Consider the following 23,252-nt stretch of genomic DNA (forward strand, 5'->3'; position numbering starts at 1 on the left):
GACGGCTGTCGCAAGGCTCGCGCATGGCGCAGTCCCACTCCGACGCGAACCGCATCTTCATCGCCGGCGCAGGCATCGGCGGTCTGACGGCCGCCCTGTGCCTGTCGCGCCGCTCGCGAGCCGTAACGGTGATCGAGCAGGCGAGCGAGTTGCGCCCCGTCGGCTCCGGCTTGCAGCTCCCCCCCAATACGATGCAGGTGCTGCGCGCCCTCGGCCTTGAAGACGCATTGCTGCCCCATGTGGTGGCTCCCCGCGCCATTCAGGTCATGACGTCCCGCAGCGACACCCTGGTCGCCGAAATCCCGCTCGGGAAGATCGCCGAGAAGCGCTACGGCGCGCCTTATCTGGTCATTCACCGCGCAGACCTGCAGGAAGTGCTGCTCAAGGCGGCCCGCGCGTCCGCCGGCATTACCCTGCGCCTCGGCACGCGGCTGCGCGCAGCCGCGCAAAGCGCCGACGCCATCAAGCTGGAACTCGCGCACGCAGCCGGGGACACGGATCCACATACCCCGCTCGATCACGATACGGGCGCGGCACTGATCGGCGCCGACGGCGTCTGGTCGACCGTGCGCCGCCGCGTCATGGGCCTGCGTGCCGCCGCCTTCTCCGGGCGCACCGCCTACCGGGCCGTCATCCCGGCGAGCGAGGTGCCCGAGCGCTGGCGCAACGTCACGGGCCTGTGGCTCGGCCCGCGCGCCCATGTCGTGCACTACCCCGTTGCCGGCGGCGAAAGCTTCAATCTTGTCGCCCTGGTGGAAGAGGACTGGCAGGAAGAGGCCTGGTCCGCCCCTGCCGACCGGGATCCCCTGCTCGCCCGCTTTCGCGACTGGCCGGGCAACTGCCGCGAACTGCTTTCCCTCCCCTCCTCGTGGCTGAAATGGGCGCTTTGCTCGATGGATCCAGGCACCAGCTGGGTCGACGGGCGCTTTGCCCTGCTCGGCGATGCAGCCCATGCGATGCTGCCCTTTGCCGCCCAGGGCGCGGCCATGGCGATCGAGGACGCGGAGGCGCTGGCACGTCATCTCGACCGGGGCGCGAGCGATGTCCCGCGCGCCATGCGCGCCTATGAGACGGAACGGCAGGACCGGGCCGAGCGGGTGATGCGCCTGGCACGCTCCAACGACCGCATCTACCACATGAGCGGGCCGCTGGCGCTTGCCCGCGACCTGGTGATGCGATCCCTGCCGTCGGAACGTCTTCTCGCGCGGCTCGATTGGCTATATGGATGGCGGCCTCCGGGCGCCTGATCATGCCCGCGAGCGCACCGCCCCGCATCCCGACGGCGCGGCGAAAGGGGCGACAGGGACTGATCCGGGAGTGTGATGGGCATGTCGGCTGACCAGGACATCGTAACCGCAGGCTTCCTCGTCATCGGCGACGAGATCCTGTCGGGGCGCACCAAGGACAAGAATATCGGCTATCTCGCCGAATATCTCACGGCCATCGGCGTCGACCTGTCCGAGGTGCGCGTGGTGCCGGATGTGGAAGACCGCATCGTCGAGGCGGTGCGGGAGCTGAGCGCCCGCTACACCTATGTCTTCACCTCCGGCGGCATCGGCCCCACCCATGACGACATCACCGCCGATTCGATGGCCAAGGCCTTCGGCGTGCCGATCGACCACGACCCGCGCGCCGTCGAGATCCTTCGCAACTTCTATCCCGAGGGCCAGCTGACCGAGGCGCGCCTGCGCATGGCGCGCATTCCGCAAGGGGCGGACCTCATCGAGAATTCCGTCTCGAAGGCGCCCGGCTTCCGTATCGGCAACGTCCATGTCATGGCCGGTGTCCCCTCGATCATGCAGGCCATGCTCGACGCCGTCGCCCCGACGTTGAAGACCGGCAAGCGCATGCTGTCGGAGGCGGTGGATGCCGACCTGCCGGAAAGCCGGATCGCAGCGAGCCTGCGCGAGATCCAGGAGGCGCATCCCGGCGTCATGATCGGCTCCTACCCGCGCTCCGTCGACGGGCGCTTCTCGACCCAGATCGTCGTGCGCTCGCGCGACGGCGACTTGCTGCAACGGGCGGCCGAGGCGGTGCGCGCCGCCGTCGCCGCCACCACCCGCTGACCTTTCACGTATCTGCCGAACGACAGGACCCGACCCGCATGGAAAACCCGCAAGCCCCCAAAGCCTTTCCCGTTTCCTGGGACCAGTTCCACCGCGATTGCCGTGCCCTCGCGTGGCGCCTGTCGGGACAGGGCAAGTGGGAAGCGATCGTCTGCATCACCCGCGGCGGCCTGGTTCCGGCGGCCATCGTCGCGCGTGAGCTCGGCATCCGGCTCATCGAGACGGTGTGCGTCGCCTCCTATCACGACTACGAGAATCAGGGCGAGCTGCAGGTCCTGAAGACCATCGACAAGAAGGTGGTCGATCTGAACGGCGGCAAGGGATCCGGCGTGCTGGTCATCGACGACCTGGTCGATACCGGCAAGACCGCGCGTGTCGTTCGCGAGATGCTGCCCGAAGCGCATTTCGCCACCGTCTATGCCAAGCCGATGGGCCGTCCGCTGGTCGATACCTTCGTCACCGAAGTCTCGCAGGACACCTGGATCTATTTCCCTTGGGACATGGGCTGGCAATTTCAACCGCCGATCGCCACCAGCACGCAGGGCTGAAGAACCCTGCGTCAACTCTGCCGCACAGCTCCCCGGCGGGTGCAGGCCAGCCCTGCACTCGCGGGAAAGTTATTGCCCTGCCCATATTTCGGCGCAATTTCTCAGCCTATAACCGCGTTATGACACACGAGATTCTCCCGCGCGCCGGTTCCCTTCCCGCTTCCGGCAACACCCTCATGTCGCGTCGCACCGCTCTGGTCGGTCTCGGCGCGATGGCGCTTGCCGGCTGCCAGAGCACGGGCAACAACCCGCGCATCCAGGCGGCATCGGCGGCGGCACCGGCTCCGGTGATCGACCCGTACTACCTGCAGATGTACGCGGCGATGCCGAACGAGAAATTCCCGATCCCGGCCGTGGACTTGCGCCGCGTCGATCCGGTCTACTTCCGCCAGGTGGTGCCTTACCGTACCCAGGAACGCGCCGGCACGCTCGTGGTCGACACGCCGAACCGGTTCCTTTACCTGGTGATGGAAAACGGACAGGCCCTGCGCTATGGCGTCGGCATCGGCCGCGCCGGCTTCGACTGGGGCGGGCGTGCCCGCATTGCCTACAAGCGCGCCTGGCCGCGCTGGACGCCGCCGGCCGAGATGATCGCCCGGCAGCCGGAGTTGGAGCCTTATCGCAACGGCATGGAGCCGGGGCTGGACAACCCGCTCGGCGCCCGTGCTCTCTATATTTTCGAGGGCAATCGCGACACGATCTACCGCATCCACGGCACGATGGAATACTGGACCATCGGCAAGGCGGTCTCTTCCGGTTGCGTGCGCTTGATGAATCAGGACGTCATCGACCTCGCTGCAAGGGTGCCGAACGATACTCCGATCGTCGTCCTGCAGGACAATAGCGGCCTCGCCTGACGGCAGCGCCCGCATTTCCTCCGCATCCGACAGGCGCAAGATTCCGGCGGGCCCGTTGCAACGGGCCCGTTTTAGTTATGGCAGCAAGGTTATCCGCTGCTCGGCGATGATTTCCTCCGGCGTGATCCGGCAACCGATCGCATAGGCCTCGACGCCTCGCTCCCGCGCCGCCGCAAAGGCGGCTGCATAGGCCGGATCGAGATCGCCGGCAAAGGAGAGGCGGTCGCAGTCCGGTCGCTGCACGAGATAGACCATCGCCGCGCGCGAACCTTCCGCCACCATGTCTCCCATCTCGACCAGATGCTTGGCACCGCGCGCAGTCACCGAGTCCGGGAACTCGGCGAGGCCCGCCTGCCGCATCAGGTGAACGTTCTTCACCTCGACATAGACCGGACGGCCGTCGGTCCCCTCAAGCAGAATGTCGATGCGCGAGTTGCGGCCGTATTTCACTTCGCGGCGCAGCCCGGTGAAGCCGGCCAGTTCCTCGATCAACCCGGCACGCAGCGCCTCCTCGACCAGGCCGTTGGGATGCGCGGTGTTGATGCCGACCAGCGCTCCGTCGGCCTCCACGATCTCCCAGGAATATTTCAGCTTGCGCGCCGGATTGTCGGAGACCGACAGATAGACCCGCGCGCCGGGCTCGCGCAGTCCCAGCATCGAGCCGGGATTGGCACAGTGGGCCGTCACCTCCTCGCCGCTGTCGAGAACGACATCGGCAAGGAATCGCTTGTAGCGCTTGACGAGACGGCCGGGCACGAGGGGAGTGGCGAAGCGCAAGGGGAAACTCCGGACAGTTGAACGGGCTCAGCGCGACCAGAAGTCGGGATCGAGCAGTACCAGCACGGTGAACAGCTCGAGCCGGCCCATCAGCATGGCAAAGGACAGGATCCACTTCGCCCCATCGGGCAGCGGTGCGAAGTTGCCCGCCGGGCCGATGATCGGGCCGAGACCGGGGCCGACATTGGAGATCGCCGTTGCCGCCGCCGACAGGGCGGTGACGAGGTCGAGACCGAAGCCGGACAACGCCAGCGTGATCGCACCCACTGAGCCCATGTAGACGACGAGAAAGGCCAGGACCGAGAAGGACAGCTCCGGCGTCAGGCGGGCATTGGCGTATTGCTCGGACATCACCCGGTTCGGCCGGACCATCCGCCGCACATGCGCCCGCACGGTGCCGAAGAACACCAGAAAGCGGAAGATCTTGATACCGCCGGACGTGGAGCCCGTGCAGCCGCCGACAAAGGTCAGCAGCAGGGCGAGGCCGATCACCGGCGGACCCCAGGTGGTGTAGTCGCCCATGGCGAAACCCGTCGTCGTGATGATCGAGACGATGTTGAAGGTCGAGGCCAGCAGCGCTTCGGAGAAGTTCATCTCCAGCGCCGCCCCGAGATAGACCGTCACCGCCAGCGAGGTCAGAACCACGAGGCCGAGCAGCGCCCGCACCTGCGGGTCGTTCCACAGCAGCAGCGGCCGGCCGCGCAAGGCCTGGATGATCAGCACGAAAGGCATGGCACCGATCAGCATGAAGACCACGGCGACCCAACCGGCAGCAGGATTGGCGAAAAAACCGAAAGACGCATCGTGCGTGGAATAGCCGCCGGTCGCGATCGTCGCCATCGCATGGTTGATCGCATCAAACACCGTCATGCCGGTCAGCAGGAAGGCGAGCACGCAGACGAAGGTCAGGAACAGGTAGGTGATGCCGAACAGACGGATCAGTTCGACCGAGCGCGCGACGATCTTCTCGCTGCGGTCCGAGCTCTCGCTCTGGAAGAGCTGCATGCCGCCGATCCGCAGGAACGGCAGCAGAACGATGGCCATGACGACGATGCCGACGCCGCCCATCCATTGCATCAGGGAGCGCCACACCAGCAAACCGGGAGGCAGGCTGTCGAGGCCGGAAAGGACTGTCGATCCCGTCGTCGTGAAGCCGGATACCGCCTCGAACACCGCATCCGCATACCCGATGCCGAGCCACAGGAACGGCAGCGCCCCGAAGGCCGGCAGCGTCAGCCAGGACAGCGTCGTCAGGATGAAGGTCTGGCGAATGTCGAGCCCCTCGGTCAGCGCACCGCCGACGGCGACGGACAGCAGCAGGCCGATCAGGCCGGTGATCAGCGCCGACATGACGAAGGCCTGCCAGTCGGCATTGCGCGCGGCGACGTCGACCATTGCCGGGATGAGCATGGCTGTCGCCAGGCCCACGTAGAGAAAACCGAGGACGTTGAGCACGGGGCGAAGCGAAATCACGGAATGGCGTCTTTCGTCGTCTGGCGTCGTCCGGGATCTGCGATCGTCGTCCCGTCTTGCGATGCGTGGCGGCAATCCTGGTACGGACGGTAGGGCTCGACCCCGCATGGCCTAGACCGAGGGACCGGTAACTCTGGAGACCGTACCTGTCGTTCTGTATCTGAAGCGAGTTTTCCGGCTTATCCGGGAGCGCGCAGGATAGTGCGCACGAATCCTGCTGATTTTGCGGGCATCTCGGACCTCATCCGCCTGCTGCCTTGCGGCACCGACTGCATGTGGCTGCCAACCTACCATTTTCCCCGGCCGAGCCAAGTACAAGGCTGAACGGACATGGTCAAGGCTTCGCCCGCAAGCCCTGCCTCCCGGTGCCGCCTCCCACCTCGCTGCGGCGTTGTCGTTTGCATTCCCTGCTGCCGGCGCCGGAACAATGTCTCCGATCAGGCCGTTTGCAAGGAATGGAGTGGTCGCATGCTTGAAACGGATATCGTCCTGAGGCTGTCGCTCGCAGTTGCCGGCGGCCTCGTGCTGGGCCTCGACCGCGAACTGCGCGGCATTTCCGCCGGCATTCGCACGCATGGCATCGTGTCGCTAAGCTCGGCGGCGATCACGGTGTCCGCGCTTCTGCTCTACGACGCGATGAGATTCGATGCCGGCCCGCAAAGCATGGATCCCTTGCGGGTAATCCAGGGACTGGCGCAAGCCATCGGCTTCATCGCGGCCGGGACCATCTTCTTCTCCCGCGGCGACGTCCACAACCTGACATCGGCCGCCAATCTGTGGCTTGCCGCCGCGCTGGGAATCGCCGCAGGCGCGGGCCAGTTCGTCCTGTTCTTCACCGCGCTCGTCCTGGGTGCGGTTCTGCTCACCGGCGTCCGTGTTCTGGAACGCTTCCTGCCCGGACGCGGCCAGCCCGAGCAAACGCAGTCTACCGGGCGACAAGTCTCGCGGGACGCACATTCCAACGCTCCGAACCACGCGGTCACCAGCCAAGACTGAAGGGCTGCTGCAGCAGGTCCCTGCTGCAGGGTACTAGCTCCCCTGCGTGACGAAGATTTGGAGCGCGACAGCGCCCGCATAGATGGCAAGCAGCGCTGCGCTTTCCGTTCCGATGCGGATAGGCCCGGAGCGCTCGCGCAAAATGAGCCCCGCCAGGAGGACCGCCGTCATCATGGCGGCGATGACCACCCAGAAGAAATCCGAAGGGCCGGCCGCGTGATAGAGCGAACCGTCCCGATACGAAATGTCCGCGGCCGTCAGGAACAGGGTGTCGAACGTGTTCCCTCCGATGATCCCGCCGATGGCCAGCTGCAACGACCCGCGCCGGACGGCGACCAGCGTGGTCACGAGTTCCGGCATCGAGGTGATCGTCGCCGTCGCCAACGCTCCGACCAGCGAGGCCGAGAGCCCGAACCTGTCCACCAGCACTGAGGCGCTCGAGGCGATGGCCCAGCCGGCAATCCCCATGACCACCATCAACCCGGCGAAGCTCGCGATGAGCGCGGCAGTGGAGCGTTCGCCTTCACCGCCGCCTTCCGCCTCCGGCCGATCTTCCCGGGTATCGGAGGTCGCAACGGGGCGCCACATGGGCTCTGCGCGAATGGAGCGGCTGGCGACCAGCGACGCGATATAAATGACCGGTATCGCCAGGGAGACCGGATGGACCGACCATAAGGTGAACTCCGGCAGGGTCACCGCGAGGAACGGCAGCATCAGCAAGCCGAACAGCACCACCGCCTGAAACACGTTCACCAGTTCGGCGCCGGCGTGTTCGAGATTGGCCCGCCGGTATGTCAGGTCGGCAATGGCCAGGAACGCCGTCTGGGCGGCGATACCACCGATGCTGTTGGAGAACGCCAGCGAAGCCTGCCCCTCCAGTGCCGCCGTAATCGAGACGATGGTGCCGCTGAGCGAGGTGGACGCCCCCAGAAGCACCGCCCCGGCAATCGCTTCTCCCAGGCCCGTGCGATCGGCAAGCGTGTCGGCCAGCCTGGTGAGACGGGTGCCGCTGATGAACACCGCAAGGCCCGCCGCGATGAAGACAAGAAGCACAGTGGTCGTGGAGGCGCTGACTAGGATGGCAAAATCTCCTTTTTTCTGGTCGGTTACGACCGGGCTCGGCTCGAAGGGGCGTCTAGGCCAGAGCCTTGACGGCCTCGATCGCCGTGTCGACCTCCGACTCCATATTCCGGATAGATGGCGTCAGGCGGATATGCGCCTGGGCATACGGCGCGACCGATGCGACGATCCCGCGCTCCCTGAGTGCCGCCACCGCCGCGCCGGCCGAGCGACCGTCGATGTCGAACGAGACGATGCCCGCCGAGAGATCCGGATCCATCGGGGTGATCACCGCGACCCCGTCGATGGCGGCAAGCCCGCGCTTGAGACGGGTTGCAAGCCCGTGCGTTCGCTCTTGAACCGCCGCCTTGCCGATTTGAGCGTGAAGCTCGAAAGCCTCCTTCACCGCCCACAGATGCTCGAAGGCCTTAAAGCCTCCAGGTGTCATGCGGCGCCCGTTGTTCCGGCCTCTCGGCGCGTTTCGCCTCCTGACCCAGGCATTGAAAGTCGGATCGTCGGTGAAACTGGGCACCGTCGGTGCCAATGCGTCCAGCGCCTTGCCGCTGAAAACCGCGATGCCGGTGCCGCGCGGACCGAAGAGCCACTTGTGGCATCCGGCCATCAGCATGTCGCACCCGAGGTCGGCGAAGGAGACGTCTTCGATGCCGAAGCCATGGACACCGTCGACGCCCAGTAGAATATGGTCCTGCGGGTCGCGGCCCGCATTGTGGTCGCGAAGTCCCCTGGCGATGGCACGAATGGGCATCTTGAGCCCGGTGCTGGAATGGACCCAGGTCAGCGCCACCAGACGCGTTTTGGGGCCGACTCCATTCAGGACGGCGGCGGCGATGGCCTCGGCCGTAGCATCGGAGGCCCGCTCGTAGAGCGGTATCGAGCGCAGGCGAGCACCGGATTCCAGCGCCTTGAGGCGCAGCGCCTCATGGGTGACGAAATAGTCCTCGTCGGTGGTGAGCATCTCCTGATCCGCGCGAATCTGGAGCCCGCCATAGGCCAGTCCCACAGCCATCGTCGTGCTGTCGGCGAACGCCACATGCGAGGAATGGATGTCGAGATAGGTGCCCGCAGCACGCCGGCTCGCCTCGGTGAGTTCCTCCATATGGGCTTCGAGATAGGCGACCGTGTCGCGGTCCAGTCCTGCACGATGGCGCGCGATCGCTTGCGCCACGGGACGGGGATGCGACGACAGCAGCATCGCGCTCATGTGGACCTTGTCGCGGGTCAGCTCGAAGAGATCGCGGACCGCCTCCCAGTCTTCCAGCGACGACGGGCTAAGCGTTTCCGCCTCCGAAATCCTCGAGATGCCAAGCGCAGCCGGAAACGCCGCCATGAGGTGAAGCAGATGACGGCGCGAAAACGCCATGGGGAGGCCTCCGTGTCTGTCTTGAGATTCAACGCAAGACGTAGCACATGGTTGCCTGAGCGAGGGACCATGTCGGCAGCTCAGTTCCAGGTTGAGCATTGGTCGGCGCTTTGCTAGCAGAGAGGCCAGTGCGGACGTGGTGGAATTGGTAGACACAAGGGACTTGGGGCAAACTTGAGTGCGCCGGCGGAAACGCGGGACGTAGAACTGCTCAAATTCGGGGAACCCTGTCACATGGCGATCCCGAGCCAAGCCCGAGAAATCGGGAAGGTGTAGAGACTAGACGGGCAGCACCTAAGGCTTTCGCTACGGTGAAGGTATAGTCCAGACCACAAACGCCGAAAGGCGGCGGCGAAAGCCGTAGCTGGTACGAAAATCCCTCAGCCTCGGCTATGCGGGTTCGAGTCCCGCCGTCCGTACCAGACAGACCGGCGCCCCTACGGCCGGTCGCGCCTGCTGTGCCGGCCCTGCGTCCAGCGCCACTCGCCCTTGCGGCGAAAGCGGATTGCGCCCCACGCCCTCGCGTTTTAAGGCTATTGGAAATCCCGGCGGAGCCAGTCCCGCCCGACCCTTGCGCCCCGCATGCCTCCCGCATCGCGCGGCGACCGCAGACACTGCGGCGCGGGGGGGCGGCAGTCCCGCGACACGAACAGCCCGGACGAGCATCTCGCAATGGTCACCTATATCGACGCCACCACGGCCCCTCTCAAGAATACCGGCCAGATCCGCCTCTACGGGCCGGAGGACTTCGCCGGCATGCACAAGGCGGGACAGCTGACGGCGCGCTGCCTCGATGCGCTGGTGGAAAAGATCGTGCCCGGCGTCACCACTCAGGAGATCGACGATTTCGTCTACCGCTTCGGTGTGGAAAACGGCGCCCTGCCGGCGACGCTGAACTACCGCGGCTACACCAAGTCGACCTGCACCTCGATCAACCATGTCGTCTGCCACGGCATCCCGAACGACAAGCCGCTCAAGGAAGGCGACATCGTCAATATCGACGTGACCTACATCCTCGAAGGCTGGCACGGCGATTCCAGCCGCATGTATGCGGTCGGCAAGCTGAAGCGCGCCGCCGAGCGGCTGGTGGAGGTTACTTACGAATCGCTGCTGCGCGGCATCGAGATGGCCCGGCCCGGCAAGACCACCGGCGACATCGGCCACGCGATCCAGAGCTTCGTGGAAGCAGAGCGCTGCTCGGTGGTGCGCGACTTCTGCGGCCACGGCGTCGGCCGTCTGTTCCACGACATGCCGAACATCCTGCATTACGGCCGTCCGGGCGAAGGCATCGAGCTGAAGCCGGGGATGATCTTTACCATCGAACCGATGGTCAATCTCGGCCGGCCGCATGTGAAGGTGCTCGGCGACGGCTGGACCGCCGTCACTCGCGACCGCTCGCTGTCGGCCCAGTTCGAGCACTCGGTCGGCATCACCGCGACGGGGTGCGAGATCTTCACCCTGTCGCCCGCCGGCCTCGACAATCCGCTGACCTTCGGTCGCGCCTGACGACGGCACCACGGGAGGGGGCGGCATGAACGGCACCGACGACGGCTTCTCCGACGCTGGCGTCGCTCCGCATTTCCATGGGCACCGCGACCGGCTGCGCCAGCGCTTCCGTGAAGGCGGCCACGCCGCGCTGCAGGATTACGAATTGCTCGAGCTGCTGCTGTTCTCGCCGATCCGCCGCGCCGACACCAAGCCCGTGGCCAAGGCGCTCATCGACCGCTTCGGCTCCTTCGCCGAGGTGCTGGCCGCCCCGCCGGCCCGCCTCAAGGAAGTGCGCGGCGTCGGTGACCGGGTGGTCGATGAGCTAAAGCTCGCCCATGCGGTGGCCGAGCGCTTCCTGCGCGGTCAGGTGCGCGAGCGCACCGTCCTGTCGTCCTGGTCGCAGGTCATCGACTATGTGCGCACCGCCATGGCCTTCTCCGACCGCGAGGAGTTCCGCATCCTCTTCCTCGACAAGAAGAACGCGCTGATCGCCGACGAGGTGCAGCAGCGCGGCACGGTCGATCACACACCGGTCTATCCGCGCGAGGTGATGAAGCGGGCGCTGGAGCTTTCCGCCAGCGCGCTGATCCTGGTGCACAACCACCCGTCCGGCGACCCGACCCCCTCGCGCGCCGACATCGAGATGACCAAGCAGATCGCCGCCATCGCCGGCACGCTCGGCATCGTCCTGCACGACCACATCATCGTCGGGCGCGACGGCCATGCGAGTTTCCGCGGCCTGCAGCTGATCTGAAGCCCCATAGCGCCTCTCAAACGGCTGCCCGGCAGCGACACCCCGTCGCAGCCGTGCTTGACGTTTATCAACGTTCTGCCACACGCCGGCGCTAGGATTGGCCTTGCGGTCGTGGACGGCCGCAACACCCCTGTCCCGCAAGGGACCCATAACGGGAGGTCCGCATCGATGGCAAATACTCGCAAGACCGTTTCCGGGGACGGCGTCAACGCCTCCCTTACGCCGTTCGAAATGGCCTATTGCAACCCGCTGGTTCTGATCGGGCGTATGCAATCCGAGGCGCTGCGCGCGACGCTGGACCGACAGGTCGAGATGGTCGACTTCCTGCGCCTGCGGGTGGAAAAGGACGTTCGTCTCGCCGAGCGCCTGCTGCAGGCGCGCCAGCCCGTCGACGTTGTTGCGGCCTGCACCGAGTTCTGCAGCGATGCGCTCGAGGATTATACCCGCGAGGGCTACCGCGCTGCCAATCTTGTGCCCGAGGTCGCGGCAGAGACGGCCGAACAGGTCGCCCGTGACGCGGAAGAGATCTCCGACGAGTTGAAGGCGGCCTCTCTCGTCGTCGCCTGACGGCACCGCATGCCTCACGAAGCCGGCAGATCGCGGACATGCTCCGCGATCATCGCCTCTTCGTCGGTGGGTATCACCCGCACCTCGACGACGCTGTCCGCCGCCGAAATGACCTGTGCTCCCGCCGCATTTGCCGCCGGATCCAGCCGCACGCCCAGCCAGCCGAGCCGGGCGCAAATGCGCTCGCGGATCTCGGGCGCATTCTCGCCGATGCCCGCGGTAAAGACGAACCCGTCCAGCCCGCCGAGCACACTGGCCAGCGCACCTGTCTCGCGCACGATGCGATGCACGAAGACCTCGACCGCCTCGGCCGCCGCCGGCTCCGCACGTTCCAGCAGTACCCGCATGTCGTTGGAAATGCCGGACAGCCCCAGCAGTCCTGCGCGCGTGTAGAGCAGCCGCTCCGTCTCGTCGATGGACAGCCCTTCCCAGCGCATCAGATGCAGCAGGGCGCCGGGATCGAGCGCGCCGCAGCGCGTGCCCATCACCAGCCCGTCCAGCGCCGTGAAGCCCATGGTCGTGTCGAGGCTTTCGCCGCCCCTCAAACCGCACATGCTGGCGCCGTTGCCCAGATGCGCCGCGATCACCCGCCCGCCATGCACCTGCGGCGAGACGACCGCCAGCCGCCGGGACACATATTCGTAGGAGAGGCCATGAAAGCCGTAGCGGCGGATACCGCGCCGCTCGAACTCGCGCGGCAGGGCGAAGCGCGTCGCCACCGCCGGCATCGTGCGATGAAAAGCCGTGTCGAAGCACACGACCTGCCGGATGCCGGGTCGCGTGCGGGCGATCTCGCGGATCGGTGCGAGATTGTGCGGTACGTGCAGCGGCGCCAGTTCCGCCAGGCTGCCGAGCAGGTCCAGGAGCTCCGGCGTCACCTCCTCGGGTGTCCTGTGGCCCGCCCCGCCATGCACCACACGGTGGCCGATGCCGGCAAGATGCCGCCCGTGGAGTTCGCCGTCGAGCCGGGCGAGAAGATGCTCGAGCGAGGCCTCGAAACCGGACTGTGCCCAGGCCTCATCGGCCAGCAACTCACCGTCCGCGCCCTTCACCCGGAAGCGCTGGCCGGCCCCGTCCTCACGCAGTTCGCCGCGCCGCCACGCCCGCAGGGCGCCGTCCGTCGCAACGTCGAAGATCGCGAACTTGATGCTCGATGAGCCCGCATTGAGCGTCAGGATCGCGCCCGTCTCGCCTGCCCCGCTCACGCCGTGCCCTCCCCGCCGGAGGCCGCGGCGAGACGGACGCGCGCGAGTTTCGCGGCGACCGCGCAGGAGGCGAGCCGGGTGCGCTCCGCATCCGCGCGGCTGGTCAGGATGATCGGCACCCGCGCGCCCAGCACCACGCCGGCGGCATCCGCGCCGGCAAGGAAGGTCAGTTGCTTGGCGAGGATGTTGCCGGCCTCCAGATCCGGCACCACGAGAATGTCCGCCTCCCCCGCGACCGGCGAGACGATGCCCTTTTCCCTGGCGGCCCATGGATCGACCGCATTGTCGAAGGCCAGCGGCCCGTCGACGAGCCCGCCGGTGATCTGGCCCCGGTCCGCCATCTTGCACAGGGCGGCGGCGTCCAGCGTCGAGGCGAGCTTCGGATTGATCGTCTCCACCGCAGAGAGGATCGCCACCTTCGGCAGGGCGAGACCCATCGCATGCGCCAGATCGATGGCGTTCTGGATGATGTCGCGCTTGATCGCGAGATCGGGCGCGATGTTGACCGCCGCATCGGTCACCAGCAGCGGCCGGGGGTAGCCCGGCACGTCCATCAGGTAGACATGCGACAGCCGCCGCTCGGTCCGCAGTCCCTTCGCCCGGTCGAGCACGGCACGCAGCAGCTCGTCCGTGTGCAGCGAGCCCTTCATCAGCAGCGAGGCCTCGCCCCGTCGCACCAACGCCACCGCCTCCTCGGCCGCCGCGTGACTGTGCGGCGTCTCGACCAGGCGGAATCGGTCGAGGGCAACGCCCGCCTCCGCTGCCGCCCGCTCGATCTTGCCGCGCGGCCCCACCAGGATCGGGACGACGATGCCGGCCTGCGCGGCCTCCGCGGCCGCGGCGATCGCCGGTGCGCTGCAAGGATGGGCGACGGCTGCGACAGGAGGCTTGGAGGACGCTGCCTCCGCCATCAGCGCGCGGAACCTCTCGTGCCGGCTCATGCGGATATCGGGCAGCTCGGCCCTCGGCCGGCGGATCTTCTCGTCCGGCGCGCGCACGCGGATGGTACCGGAAGCCACCTCCCTGCCCGCCTCCGTGCGACAGTCGCAGGACAGGGTCAGCTCCCGTGTCTCGGTTTCCCGTCTGGTGACGGTGAGCGTCAGCACAAGGGCATCGCCGGCGGATACTGTGCCGCGAAAGGCAAGCTCCTGCCCCAGCATCACCACGCCGGGTCCCGGCAGCTCGGTCGCAACCAGCAGCGACACCAGTCCGGTCACCACCGAGCCGGCGCCGGCGCCTTCTCCGGCGCTGCCGCCGCCCGAGATCACCGCCAGCAGGTCGATATCCTGCTGGGCAAGCGTCCGGCGCAACACTGCGCTGTCGCCGGCCGCGATCTCGTCGAAGGTCCGGTTCTCCACCATGTTCTGGCCGGTGGCGCCCGTGCGAATGTCCATGAAAGATCGGTTCCGGCTTGTCGTTGGGTGTCAGTCGGTCGCGCGGGAGCATGCATGCCCCCCGCCCCGGCATGCAATCCGTCAATATCCGGACCCCTCGGCCGCCCATCGCCGCACTGCGCGCAAACCGCTGCGGCAATCCGCCGGCCTTTTTGCAGCGTAGCACAAGCTGAACGTGAGGAGCCGCCATGAACCGCCTGTTTGCACGTCTTGCCTGCGCATTGCTCGCCCTTGGCGATGGCACGGACAGCAGCTCCGGCGCCTACCAGCTTTCCCTCTCGCTCGACATCGGCGGAGAGGACAAGTCATGAAGATGCGCAGACGCCAGGACCTGCCGCAAAAGGTCTGCGCGACCTGTGGTCGGCCCTTCGCCTGGCGGCGCAAATGGCGCCTGAACTGGGAGGAGGTCCGCCACTGCTCGCAGCGCTGCCGGGAGAACCGTCTCCGGTCCGGCCCGAGCGGAAAGTCACGCTAAACCATTGCGGATGATGAGGTTTCGCAAACAGGTATTTACGCGGATTAACCAAGCATTGATGGTCATTTGTTAACAGCCGCCATGCCACCTTCGCCTCGTTGTTAAGGGGCTCGCAATGGTAGCGACACGAACCGACACAGGCGCACGTCTGGCAAATGCCATCCTGTTTCCCGTTGTGGGACTGGTGCTGCTCGCAATCGCGTTCTCGGTGGCGCTGATCGCCTATACGTCGCGGTCCGCCGACATCGCCGCTCTCAACAGCGAGCGCTCCCTGCTGCGCGGCAGCATCAATCTCCAGCTGGAGTTGCTGGCCAAGGAGCAGGAAGGCGTCGCGGTCTGGGACCAGTCGTTCTTCTACGCCCGGCCGGAGACCTTGAGCGTCGACTGGCTCGACAGCAATGTCGGCCTGTGGCTCTTTGCCAATTACGGCCACGACCAGACCATCATCCTCGATGTCGACGGCAAGCCGGTCTACAATTCGATCCGCGGCAAGCGCATGCCGGTGGACGATGCCGCGGCGCTGCTCGACGACATCAAACCGCTTGTGGCCCGTGCGCGAGCCCGCTTCATCGCCAGTTTCGACCGGCTGCCGTCGGGCCTCTTCTATATCGAGCGCCCGCCGAGCGGCTTCACCCGTTCGCTGCACGAAACCGGCATGACCTCGTTCGAGGGCGAGCCGGCGCTGGTCGCGGCGACGGCGATCAGCCCGGAGCTGAAGCAGTTCCTGTCCAAGCGCCGCGCCCCCGCCGTGGTCGTCAGCCTGAAGAAGCTGGATCCCGCCCGCCTGCAGGCTCTGGCCGAACGTTCGGGCATCACGGGCCTGCGCTCTATCGCAAGGCCCGCCGGCCAGGCCGCCACCTTCGAACTGCGCAACCCGCGCGCCCAGCATATCGGCTATCTCGCCTGGCAGGCTGAGAACCCGGGCTCCTCGATCCTGTCGGGCGTGGGGCCGATCCTGTTCTTTCTTGCCGCGACCATCGCCGGCCTCACCGGCCTGGTGCTGTTCTACACCCGCCAGAACACGCGCAGGCTCGCCGAAAGCGAGGCCCGCGCCCAGCATGCCGCGCTGCATGACAGCCTGACGGGCCTCGCCAATCGCGACTATTTCGCCAGCAGCTTCCGCGAAGAGCTGGCCGAATGGCAGGCCGCAAAGGGCCTGCTCGGCGTGATTTATATCGACCTCGACCACTTCAAGGACATCAACGATACGCTGGGACACGCCGCCGGCGACGAGGTGATCCGCGAGGCGGCGCGCCGGTTGCGCGTTCTGGTGCCGGAAGAGGCGACGCTCGCGCGCATCAGCGGCGACGAGTTCGCCCTGCTGCTGCCCGGCTGCGACTCCCGCGAACGCATCGAGCAGGTGCTGAAGCGCATGCAGGATCGCTTCGCCGTGCCGATGTATATCGGCGGCAACCACCTGCATGTCAGTCTGAGCGTGGGTGCGGCCATTGCGCCGGAAGACAGCCTGTCGATGGGCGAGCTGCTGCGCAAGGCGGACATCGCGCTCTACTCGGCCAAGGCGAGCGGCCGCGGCCGCTGGGCCTTCTTCGAGGCCTGCATGGAAGAGCATGTGCGCACCCGCGAGAGCCTTGCCCATGCCCTGCGCGATGCCATTGCCCGCGGGAAGCTCGACGTCGTCTACCAGCCGCAGACCACGATCGACGGAACCAAAGTCCTGTCGGTGGAGGCACTGCTGCGCTGGACCGATCCCGACATGGGCGCAATCAGCCCGGCGACCTTCGTGCCGATTGCCGAGGAAACCGGCCTGATCAACGATCTCGGCCTCTACGTGCTGCGCCGCGCCTGCCAGGACGCCGCCGCCTGGCCGCATCTGGGCCTTGCGGTCAATGTCTCGCCGACCCAGTTCCGCCATCCGCGCTTCATCGAGGACCTGCGCGACACGCTGGAGGCCTGCAACTTCGAGCCCTCGCGGCTGGAGATCGAGGTGACCGAGTCGGTCTTCGCCGACAACGACAACGACATCCTCAAGATCCTCACCCAGGTGCAGGAAATGGGCGTGCGGGTCGCCCTCGACGATTTCGGCGTCGGCTATTCGAGCCTCAGCTACCTGCGCCGCTTCCCGTTCGACACGCTGAAAATCGACCGCTCCTTCATTGCCGACCTGGAGATCGCGCCGCATGCCCATGCGATCCTGTCGACGATCATCGACCTTGGCGAGGCACTGGGGATGAAGGTGGTGGCGGAAGGCATAGAGACCCGCCAGCAGGCGGTGATCCTTCAGCGGACGAATTGCGACCGCCTGCAGGGTTTCTACCTGTCGCGGCCCGTGCCGCCGGGCCGCATCGCCGAAGCAGAGGCCCGTCTGTCGGACGAGGATCAGCAGGCCATGCCGCTCAGGGCGTGATCAGAGGGCAAGTCGGGCCCGAAGCTCGCCGTCCAGCCGGGCGACGGCGCCGAACGGCCCACCTGCCCCGGCAAGCGCCGCATCAATGTCGCAGACCTCCCGTCCCGCCGTGCCGAAGCGCCGGGTGACGGCATCCACCACCCAGTGCCGCTGCTGCCGCGCGCGCCGCCCGGCAAGCTCGCCGTCCGCCTCCAGCCGCGCTGCATGGGCATCGCAGGCCGCAACCGCCTCCGCGATTCCCTGCTCTGCCGTCGCCGAGACCATCAGCACCTCGGGCAGGGCGGCTCCGGCCGGGCGGGCCAGCGACAGCGCACCCTGCACATCGGCCGCCGCGCGCCGGGCCAGAGCGCCCATGTCCGACTTGGTGACCAGCACCAGGTCGGGCAGCTCCATCACCCCAGCTTTCATGAATTGCAGGCTGTCGCCCGAGCCCGGCTGGATGCACAGGGCGAGCGTGTCGGCGACATGGGCAACGTCCGCCTCCGACTGGCCGATGCCGACCGATTCGACGATCACCCGGTCCATCACCGCGCGCATCAGGACGACGGCGGCGATGGCATGGTCGGAGAGCCCGCCGAGCCGGTCGCGCGCCGCCATCGAACGCACGAAGACGCCCCCATCTTCCGGATCGGTGGAAAGCCGCGTGCGGTCGCCGAGCAGCGCACCGCCGGTGATCTGCGAGGACGGATCGACGGCAATGACGCCAACGCTCTCGCCCCGCGCACGGTAGGCACGGATCAGGGCGTTGGTCAGCGTCGACTTGCCGACGCCCGGCGGGCCGGTCAGTCCCAGGACGCGGCCGCCACCTGCCCCTGCAGCTTCATCGAGCAGCTGCAGGAAGGCGGGCTCGGCCGCCGCCGTCTCGATGGCCGACAGCGTACGGGCGAGCGCCGGCTTGCCGCCGGCGGCAAGCTCCGCGATGGTCGCCGGCCGCCGGACCGCCATAGCCTCAGGCCGCTTTCTTCGCCTTCAGCGCCGCCTGCGCGGCCGCCAGCCGGGCGATCGGCACACGGAACGGCGAGCAGGACACGTAGTCGAGCCCGACGCTCTCGCAGAAGGCGATCGAGGCCGGGTCGCCGCCATGCTCGCCGCAGATGCCGAGCTTGAGGCCCGGGCGGGCCGCCCGGCCGCGCTCGGCGCCGATGCGGATCAGCTCGCCGACGCCCTCCTGGTCGAGCGACACGAACGGATCGCGCTCGACCACGCCCATGCGCTGGTACGGACCGAGGAAGGAAGCCGCATCGTCGCGCGAGATGCCGAAGGTGGTCTGGGTCAGGTCGTTGGTGCCGAAGGAGAAGAACTCCGCCGTCTCCGCGATCTCGCCGGCGCGCAGGCACGCCCGCGGCAGCTCGATCATCGTGCCGACCTGATAGTCGATGGTGACGCCCGTCTCCTGCGCCACCGCCTTCGCCATCGCGTCGATGCGCGCACGCACCAGGTCGAGCTCCGCCTTGACGCCGACCAGCGGCACCATGATCTCCGGGGTCACCGGCGATCCGGTGGTCTTGCCGGCCGCCACGGCCCCCTCGAAGATGGCTCGCGCCTGCATCTCGGCGATCTCCGGATAGGTGACGAGCAGCCGGCAGCCGCGATGGCCCAACATGGGGTTGAATTCGTTGAGATCGTGCGCCCTCTGCCGCAGCACCTCGCTGTCGACGCCCATCACCGCCGCCACCTCGGCGATTTCCTCCTCGCTATGCGGCAGGAATTCGTGCAGCGGCGGATCGAGCAGACGGATCGTCACGGGCAGACCCTGCATGATCTCGAACAGCTCGGTGAAGTCGCCGCGCTGCATCGGCAGCAGCTTGTCGAGCGCGGCGCGCCGGCCCTGCTCGGTCTCCGACAGGATCATCTCGCGCACCGCGACGATGCGCTCACCCTCGAAGAACATGTGTTCGGTGCGGCACAAGCCGATGCCTTCGGCGCCGAAGCCACGCGCCGCGCGTGCATCCGCCGGCGTCTCGGCATTGGTACGCACCGCCATCCGCCGGTGGGCGTCGGCCCATTCCATCAGCCGGGCGAACTCGCCGGACATTTCCGGCTGCAGCATCGCCACCTCGCCGACGAGGACCTGGCCGGTGGTGCCGTCGATGGTGATCACATCGCCCTTGGTGAGCTTGCGGCCCGAGACCGTCAGCGTCGCCGTGCGATAGTCGATCCGCAACGCGCCGGCGCCGGAAACGCAGGGCTTGCCCATGCCGCGCGCCACCACGGCCGCGTGGCTGGTCATGCCGCCGCGCGTCGTCAGGATACCTTCGGCCGCATGCATGCCGTGGATGTCTTCCGGGCTCGTCTCGACGCGCACCAGGATGACCTTGCGGCCCGCGGCCTTCGCCTCTTCTGCCTCGTCGGAGGAGAAGACGATGGCACCGGACGCGGCGCCCGGCGAAGCCGGCAGACCGGTGGCGATCACGTCGCGCTTCGCCGCCGGGTCGATCATCGGGTGCAGCAGCTGGTCGAGGGCGGCCGGATCCACCCGCATCACCGCTTCCTCGGTGGTGATCAGGCCCTCGTCGGCCATCTCGACGGCGATCTTCAGCGCAGCGCGCGCGGTACGCTTGCCCGAGCGCGTCTGCAGCATCCACAGGCGGCCGCGCTCGATGGTGAATTCGAGATCCTGCATATCGCGATAATGGCCTTCCAGCCGGTCGCAGATCTCGGTGAACTCGGCAAAGGCCTCCGGCATCGCCTTTTCCAGCGACAGGGCATCGGAGCCGGCGGCGATGCGCGCGGCCTCCGTGATGTCCTGCGGCGTGCGGATGCCGGCGACCACGTCCTCGCCCTGGGCGTTGATCAGGAACTCGCCGTAGAGCGCCTTCTCGCCGGTGGACGGATTGCGGGTGAAGGCGACGCCGGTGGCCGAGTCCTCGCCCATGTTGCCGAAGACCATCGCCTGCACGTTGACCGCCGTGCCCCAGTCGTTGGGGATGTCGTGCAGCCGGCGATAGGTGATGGCGCGCGCGCTTTCCCAGGACAGGAACACCGCCCCGATGGCGCCCCAGAGCTGCTCGTGCGGATCCTGCGGGAACGGCGTGCCGAGCTCGTCCTCCACCAGCGCCTTGTAGCTGGCGATGACCTGCTGCCAGTCCTCGGCCGTCAGGTCGGTGTCGAGGTCGCGGCCGTGTTCGTTCTTGAACTCCTCGAGGATCTCCTCGAAGGCGTGGTGATCGAGGCCCATCACCACGTCGGAATACATCTGGATGAAGCGGCGGTAGCTGTCATAGGCGAAGCGCGGATCGCCTGCGGCCGCGGCAAGCGCGGGCACCGTCTCGTCGTTGAGGCCGAGGTTCAGCACCGTGTCCATCATGCCCGGCATAGAGACGCGGGCGCCTGAGCGCACGGAGACCAGCAGCGGGTTGGTGGTGTCGCCGAAGCGCCGCCCGGTGATCCGGCCGACTTCCTCGAGCGCGGCATCGACCTGGCCGCGCAGCTCGTCCGGATAGGTCTTGTCGTGGCTGTCGAACCAGGTGCAGACCTCGGTGGTGATGGTGAAGCCCGGCGGCACCGGAAGCCCCAGATTGCTCATTTCGGCAAGGTTGGCTCCCTTGCCGCCGAGCAGGTTCCTCATTCCGGCAGTGCCCTCGGCCTTGCCGTCACCGAAACCGTACACCCATTTGGTCATGCCGCCTGCATCCTCTCGCTTCGGGGCTTGCGGTCGCGCACCCCGGAGGCGCCGGGCCCTGCGCTTGGGCTCGCACGCGCCTCCCTCCCCGGATGCCCACCCCCATAAATGATGCAGTGCACGAAACAAAGGTTTTTTGCGCGACCGTCCGCTCCGTTGTTGACGCAAGACATCGGCGGACGCCGTAAAACCCTGCGATTCCAGCCCTTGCCGCCTTGCCGGACATGCCGCACCGCCCCATATCGCGAAAACAGGCAGGATCGATACGCAACAGATCGCTCCACGTGTGAGCCGGCTCAACGGGCAGCAAGGCCGCCCATGCTTGCAGGCGGGACATATTGCGGCCATCCTCGCACGCAAACTCAGGCGGATGACTCGCCGCATTCGCGCCAAAGCAGGGGCATTGAGACAATCCGGATGACAACACGCCGCCTCACCCGAACCGCCCGCCGCGGCAGCCTTGCCTGCAGCGTCGCACTTCTGGCCTCGCTTGCGGCCCTTTCGTCCGCCCCTCTGGCTTTCGCCGAAACGCTGGCGCAAGCGACCGATATCGCCCCGGACTTCAGCGCAGGTACTCCGGAAGGCCTGCCGATCACCCTGAGCGGCAGCTATCTCTCCGGGCGGCTGGCCGGCCAGAGCAACGATCTAGACAATGCCGCCACCTTCTTCGGCGAGGCGCTGCTGGTCGACCCGGGCAACCCCTTCCTGCTCGACCGCACCTTCGTGCTGAAACTGGCGAACGGCGACCTCGCCGAGGCGCTGGAACTGGCCGAACGCCTCAAGGGCGAGCAGGACGACCACTTTCTCGCCGGGCTGATGCTGGCAGTGGAGGAGATGCGCGCAGGCAACAACGCCAAGGCCGGAGAGTACCTCTCCGACGGCGGTCGAGGCCCGCTGGCGGAGCTCGCCGCCGGGCTGCTGTCGGCCTGGGCCCTGGCCGGCGACGGCAAGACCGACGAGGCGCTGGAGCGAATCTCGCGGCTGAACGGGCCGAGCTGGTACACCGTCTTCGTCGCCTACCACACCGGGCTGATCCAGGACTTTGCGGGCCGGGCCAAGGATGCGGAGGCGAACTTCCGCGATGCCTACAGCGCCGACCGGGGTGCGCTGCGCGTCGTCAACGCCTACGCGCTGTCGCTCTACCGCAACGGCGACAAGGACGCTGCGCTCAAGGTGCTGGCCGAGTTCGACGCGATGCTGCCCGACCATCCGGTGCTGGTGGCCACCCGCGAGCGGATCGAGAGCGGCGAGACCATCGAGCGCATCGCCGCAACCCCGCAAGTGGGTGCCGCCGAGGTGCTGTACGGCCTTGGCGCGGCCATCGGCCGGGACGGCGGCGAGGAGCTGTCGGCGACCTTGCTGCAGCTCGCCCTGCATCTCGACGAGGAGGCCGATGTCGCCGCCATCGCGCTGGCCGGCCTCTTCGACCGCATGGGGCGCTTCCAGCGCTCCATCGAGGTTCTTTCCGGCGTTCCCGACAGCTCGCCGCTGAAGCGCGATGCCGAGATCCAGGTCGGCATCAACTACAACGCCATCGACAATCTCGACGAGGCGCGCGCGCATCTCTCCGCCCTGGTGGAAAGTGATCCGAGCGATCTCGACGCGGTGATGGCACTCGGTAACGTCTTGAGATCCCACAAGCTTTTCAAGGAGGCCGAGGAAGCCTACTCCAAGGGCATCGACACCATCGCCGAGCCGGACAGCCGCCACTGGACGATCTTCTACTATCGCGGCATCTGCCGCGAGCGGCTGAAGACCTGGGGAGCGGCCGAAGCCGACTTCCGCCTGTCGCTGAAGCTGTCGCCCGAGCAGCCCCTGGTGCTCAATTACCTCGGATATTCGCTGGTGGATCAAGGGCTTAAGCTGCCAGAGGCGTTGGACATGATCCGCAAGGCGGTGGAGCTGCGTCCCCGCGATGGCTACATCGTCGACAGTCTCGGCTGGGCCTATTACAAGCTGCAGCGCTACGAGGAGGCGGTGACCGAACTGGAGCGCGCCGTCGAACTGCGGCCGCAGGATTCGGTGATCAACGACCATCTGGGCGATGCCTATTGGAAGGTCGGGCGCCGGCTGGAGGCACAGTTCCAGTGGAACCACGCCCGCGACCTCGATCCGGAGCCGGAAGAGTTGCCGAAGATCCTGGAGAAGATCGAGAAGGGCCTGCCTGAGGCCGGCGAGCCGCCGGCGGCCAAGGTCGAACCGAAGCAGAACGGCGGCTGACACCG

The 23,252-nt window shown here is 67.1% G+C and carries 20 protein-coding genes; 12 read left to right on the forward strand and 8 right to left on the reverse strand.

All coding sequences use genetic code 11. From position 1 onward, the window contains the following. The first annotated feature begins 23 nt into the window (after positions 1 to 23). From MNI96_RS20085 to MNI96_RS20100, 4 genes are all read left to right on the forward strand, one after another. Positions 24 to 1,247: an FAD-dependent monooxygenase gene (locus MNI96_RS20085; protein WP_249696056.1), complete on the forward strand. Its 1,224-nt coding sequence runs from the start codon at positions 24 to 26 to the stop codon at positions 1,245 to 1,247. Positions 1,248 to 1,328: 81 nt separating this feature from the next. Next, positions 1,329 to 2,066, forward strand: a complete 738-nt coding sequence (locus MNI96_RS20090) for a competence/damage-inducible protein A (protein ID WP_249696058.1) — start codon at positions 1,329 to 1,331, stop codon at positions 2,064 to 2,066. 38 nt (positions 2,067 to 2,104) lie between these two features. Beyond that, entirely contained in the window at positions 2,105 to 2,614 is a 510-nt protein-coding gene (gpt, locus tag MNI96_RS20095) for a xanthine phosphoribosyltransferase (protein WP_158192987.1), read from the forward strand. A 176-nt stretch (positions 2,615 to 2,790) separates the two neighbouring features. Further along, the gene (locus tag MNI96_RS20100; RefSeq protein WP_249696060.1) at positions 2,791 to 3,471 is read left to right on the forward strand and encodes a L,D-transpeptidase; all 681 of its coding nucleotides are present in this window, start codon (positions 2,791 to 2,793) and stop codon (positions 3,469 to 3,471) included. 75 nt (positions 3,472 to 3,546) lie between these two features. Here the strand turns inward: MNI96_RS20100 and sfsA are convergent, their stop codons facing one another. After that, positions 3,547 to 4,248: a DNA/RNA nuclease SfsA gene (sfsA, locus tag MNI96_RS20105; RefSeq protein ID WP_249696062.1), complete on the reverse strand. Its 702-nt coding sequence runs from the start codon at positions 4,246 to 4,248 to the stop codon at positions 3,547 to 3,549. 27 nt (positions 4,249 to 4,275) lie between these two features. Continuing rightward, a complete protein-coding gene (locus MNI96_RS20110; protein WP_249696064.1) occupies positions 4,276 to 5,721 on the reverse strand; it encodes a TrkH family potassium uptake protein in 1,446 nt (481 codons plus the stop codon). A gap of 468 nt (positions 5,722 to 6,189) precedes the next feature. Here MNI96_RS20110 and MNI96_RS20115 point away from each other — a divergent pair, with 468 nt between their 5' ends. After that, positions 6,190 to 6,717 (forward strand): MgtC/SapB family protein, encoded by a 528-nt coding sequence (locus tag MNI96_RS20115; RefSeq protein WP_249696067.1) that lies wholly within the window; start codon positions 6,190 to 6,192, stop codon positions 6,715 to 6,717. Between the two features lie 33 nt (positions 6,718 to 6,750). On the opposite strand, the gene MNI96_RS22045 is transcribed toward MNI96_RS20115, so the two are convergent. Next, the gene (locus MNI96_RS22045) at positions 6,751 to 7,770 is read right to left on the reverse strand and encodes a sodium:calcium antiporter (RefSeq protein ID WP_349629205.1); all 1,020 of its coding nucleotides are present in this window, start codon (positions 7,768 to 7,770) and stop codon (positions 6,751 to 6,753) included. Positions 7,771 to 7,852: 82 nt separating this feature from the next. Then, positions 7,853 to 9,157 carry an aminotransferase class V-fold PLP-dependent enzyme gene (locus MNI96_RS20125; protein WP_249696070.1) on the reverse strand — a complete coding sequence of 435 codons (1,305 nt, stop codon included), beginning with the start codon at positions 9,155 to 9,157 and terminating at the stop codon, positions 7,853 to 7,855. A 672-nt stretch (positions 9,158 to 9,829) separates the two neighbouring features. Between MNI96_RS20125 and map the strand changes: the two genes are divergently transcribed. The 3 genes from map (at position 9,830) to MNI96_RS20140 (ending at position 11,966) form a co-directional block, all read left to right on the forward strand. Further along, positions 9,830 to 10,663 (forward strand): type I methionyl aminopeptidase, encoded by an 834-nt coding sequence (gene map, locus MNI96_RS20130; RefSeq protein ID WP_249696072.1) that lies wholly within the window; start codon positions 9,830 to 9,832, stop codon positions 10,661 to 10,663. 25 nt (positions 10,664 to 10,688) lie between these two features. Further along, complete coding sequence (gene radC / locus MNI96_RS20135; protein WP_249696073.1) at positions 10,689 to 11,399, forward strand: RadC family protein; 711 nt, start codon at positions 10,689 to 10,691, stop codon at positions 11,397 to 11,399. A gap of 168 nt (positions 11,400 to 11,567) precedes the next feature. Further along, complete coding sequence (locus tag MNI96_RS20140) at positions 11,568 to 11,966, forward strand: hypothetical protein (protein WP_249696075.1); 399 nt, start codon at positions 11,568 to 11,570, stop codon at positions 11,964 to 11,966. Positions 11,967 to 11,980: 14 nt separating this feature from the next. Here MNI96_RS20140 and MNI96_RS20145 read toward each other — a convergent pair whose 3' ends face one another. Continuing rightward, complete coding sequence (locus MNI96_RS20145; protein WP_249696077.1) at positions 11,981 to 13,171, reverse strand: acetate/propionate family kinase; 1,191 nt, start codon at positions 13,169 to 13,171, stop codon at positions 11,981 to 11,983. Continuing rightward, positions 13,168 to 14,565, reverse strand: a complete 1,398-nt coding sequence (locus tag MNI96_RS20150) for a bifunctional enoyl-CoA hydratase/phosphate acetyltransferase (RefSeq protein WP_249696079.1) — start codon at positions 14,563 to 14,565, stop codon at positions 13,168 to 13,170. Before MNI96_RS20150 ends, MNI96_RS20145 begins: the two co-directional genes overlap by 4 nt. Positions 14,566 to 14,753: 188 nt before the next feature. Here MNI96_RS20150 and MNI96_RS21935 point away from each other — a divergent pair, with 188 nt between their 5' ends. From MNI96_RS21935 to MNI96_RS20160, 3 genes are all read left to right on the forward strand, one after another. Next, positions 14,754 to 14,876 carry a hypothetical protein gene (locus MNI96_RS21935; protein ID WP_283776597.1) on the forward strand — a complete coding sequence of 41 codons (123 nt, stop codon included), beginning with the start codon at positions 14,754 to 14,756 and terminating at the stop codon, positions 14,874 to 14,876. 2 nt (positions 14,877 to 14,878) lie between these two features. Next, positions 14,879 to 15,040: a DUF2256 domain-containing protein gene (locus tag MNI96_RS20155; RefSeq protein WP_249696122.1), complete on the forward strand. Its 162-nt coding sequence runs from the start codon at positions 14,879 to 14,881 to the stop codon at positions 15,038 to 15,040. A 115-nt stretch (positions 15,041 to 15,155) separates the two neighbouring features. Continuing rightward, positions 15,156 to 17,405 carry a bifunctional diguanylate cyclase/phosphodiesterase gene (locus tag MNI96_RS20160; RefSeq protein ID WP_249696081.1) on the forward strand — a complete coding sequence of 750 codons (2,250 nt, stop codon included), beginning with the start codon at positions 15,156 to 15,158 and terminating at the stop codon, positions 17,403 to 17,405. Here the strand turns inward: MNI96_RS20160 and MNI96_RS20165 are convergent, their stop codons facing one another. Continuing rightward, complete coding sequence (locus MNI96_RS20165) at positions 17,406 to 18,350, reverse strand: ArgK/MeaB family GTPase (protein ID WP_249696083.1); 945 nt, start codon at positions 18,348 to 18,350, stop codon at positions 17,406 to 17,408. It lies immediately after the preceding gene. A 4-nt stretch (positions 18,351 to 18,354) separates the two neighbouring features. Next, the gene (gene ppdK, locus MNI96_RS20170) at positions 18,355 to 21,027 is read right to left on the reverse strand and encodes a pyruvate, phosphate dikinase (protein WP_249696085.1); all 2,673 of its coding nucleotides are present in this window, start codon (positions 21,025 to 21,027) and stop codon (positions 18,355 to 18,357) included. A gap of 417 nt (positions 21,028 to 21,444) precedes the next feature. On the opposite strand from ppdK, the gene MNI96_RS20175 reads away from it, so the two are divergent. After that, complete coding sequence (locus MNI96_RS20175) at positions 21,445 to 23,247, forward strand: tetratricopeptide repeat protein (RefSeq protein WP_249696087.1); 1,803 nt, start codon at positions 21,445 to 21,447, stop codon at positions 23,245 to 23,247. The last annotated feature ends 5 nt before the right edge of the window (positions 23,248 to 23,252 follow it).

It is taken from the genome of Stappia sp. WLB 29, from assembly GCF_023507705.1.
GTDB lineage: Bacteria > Pseudomonadota > Alphaproteobacteria > Rhizobiales > Stappiaceae > Stappia.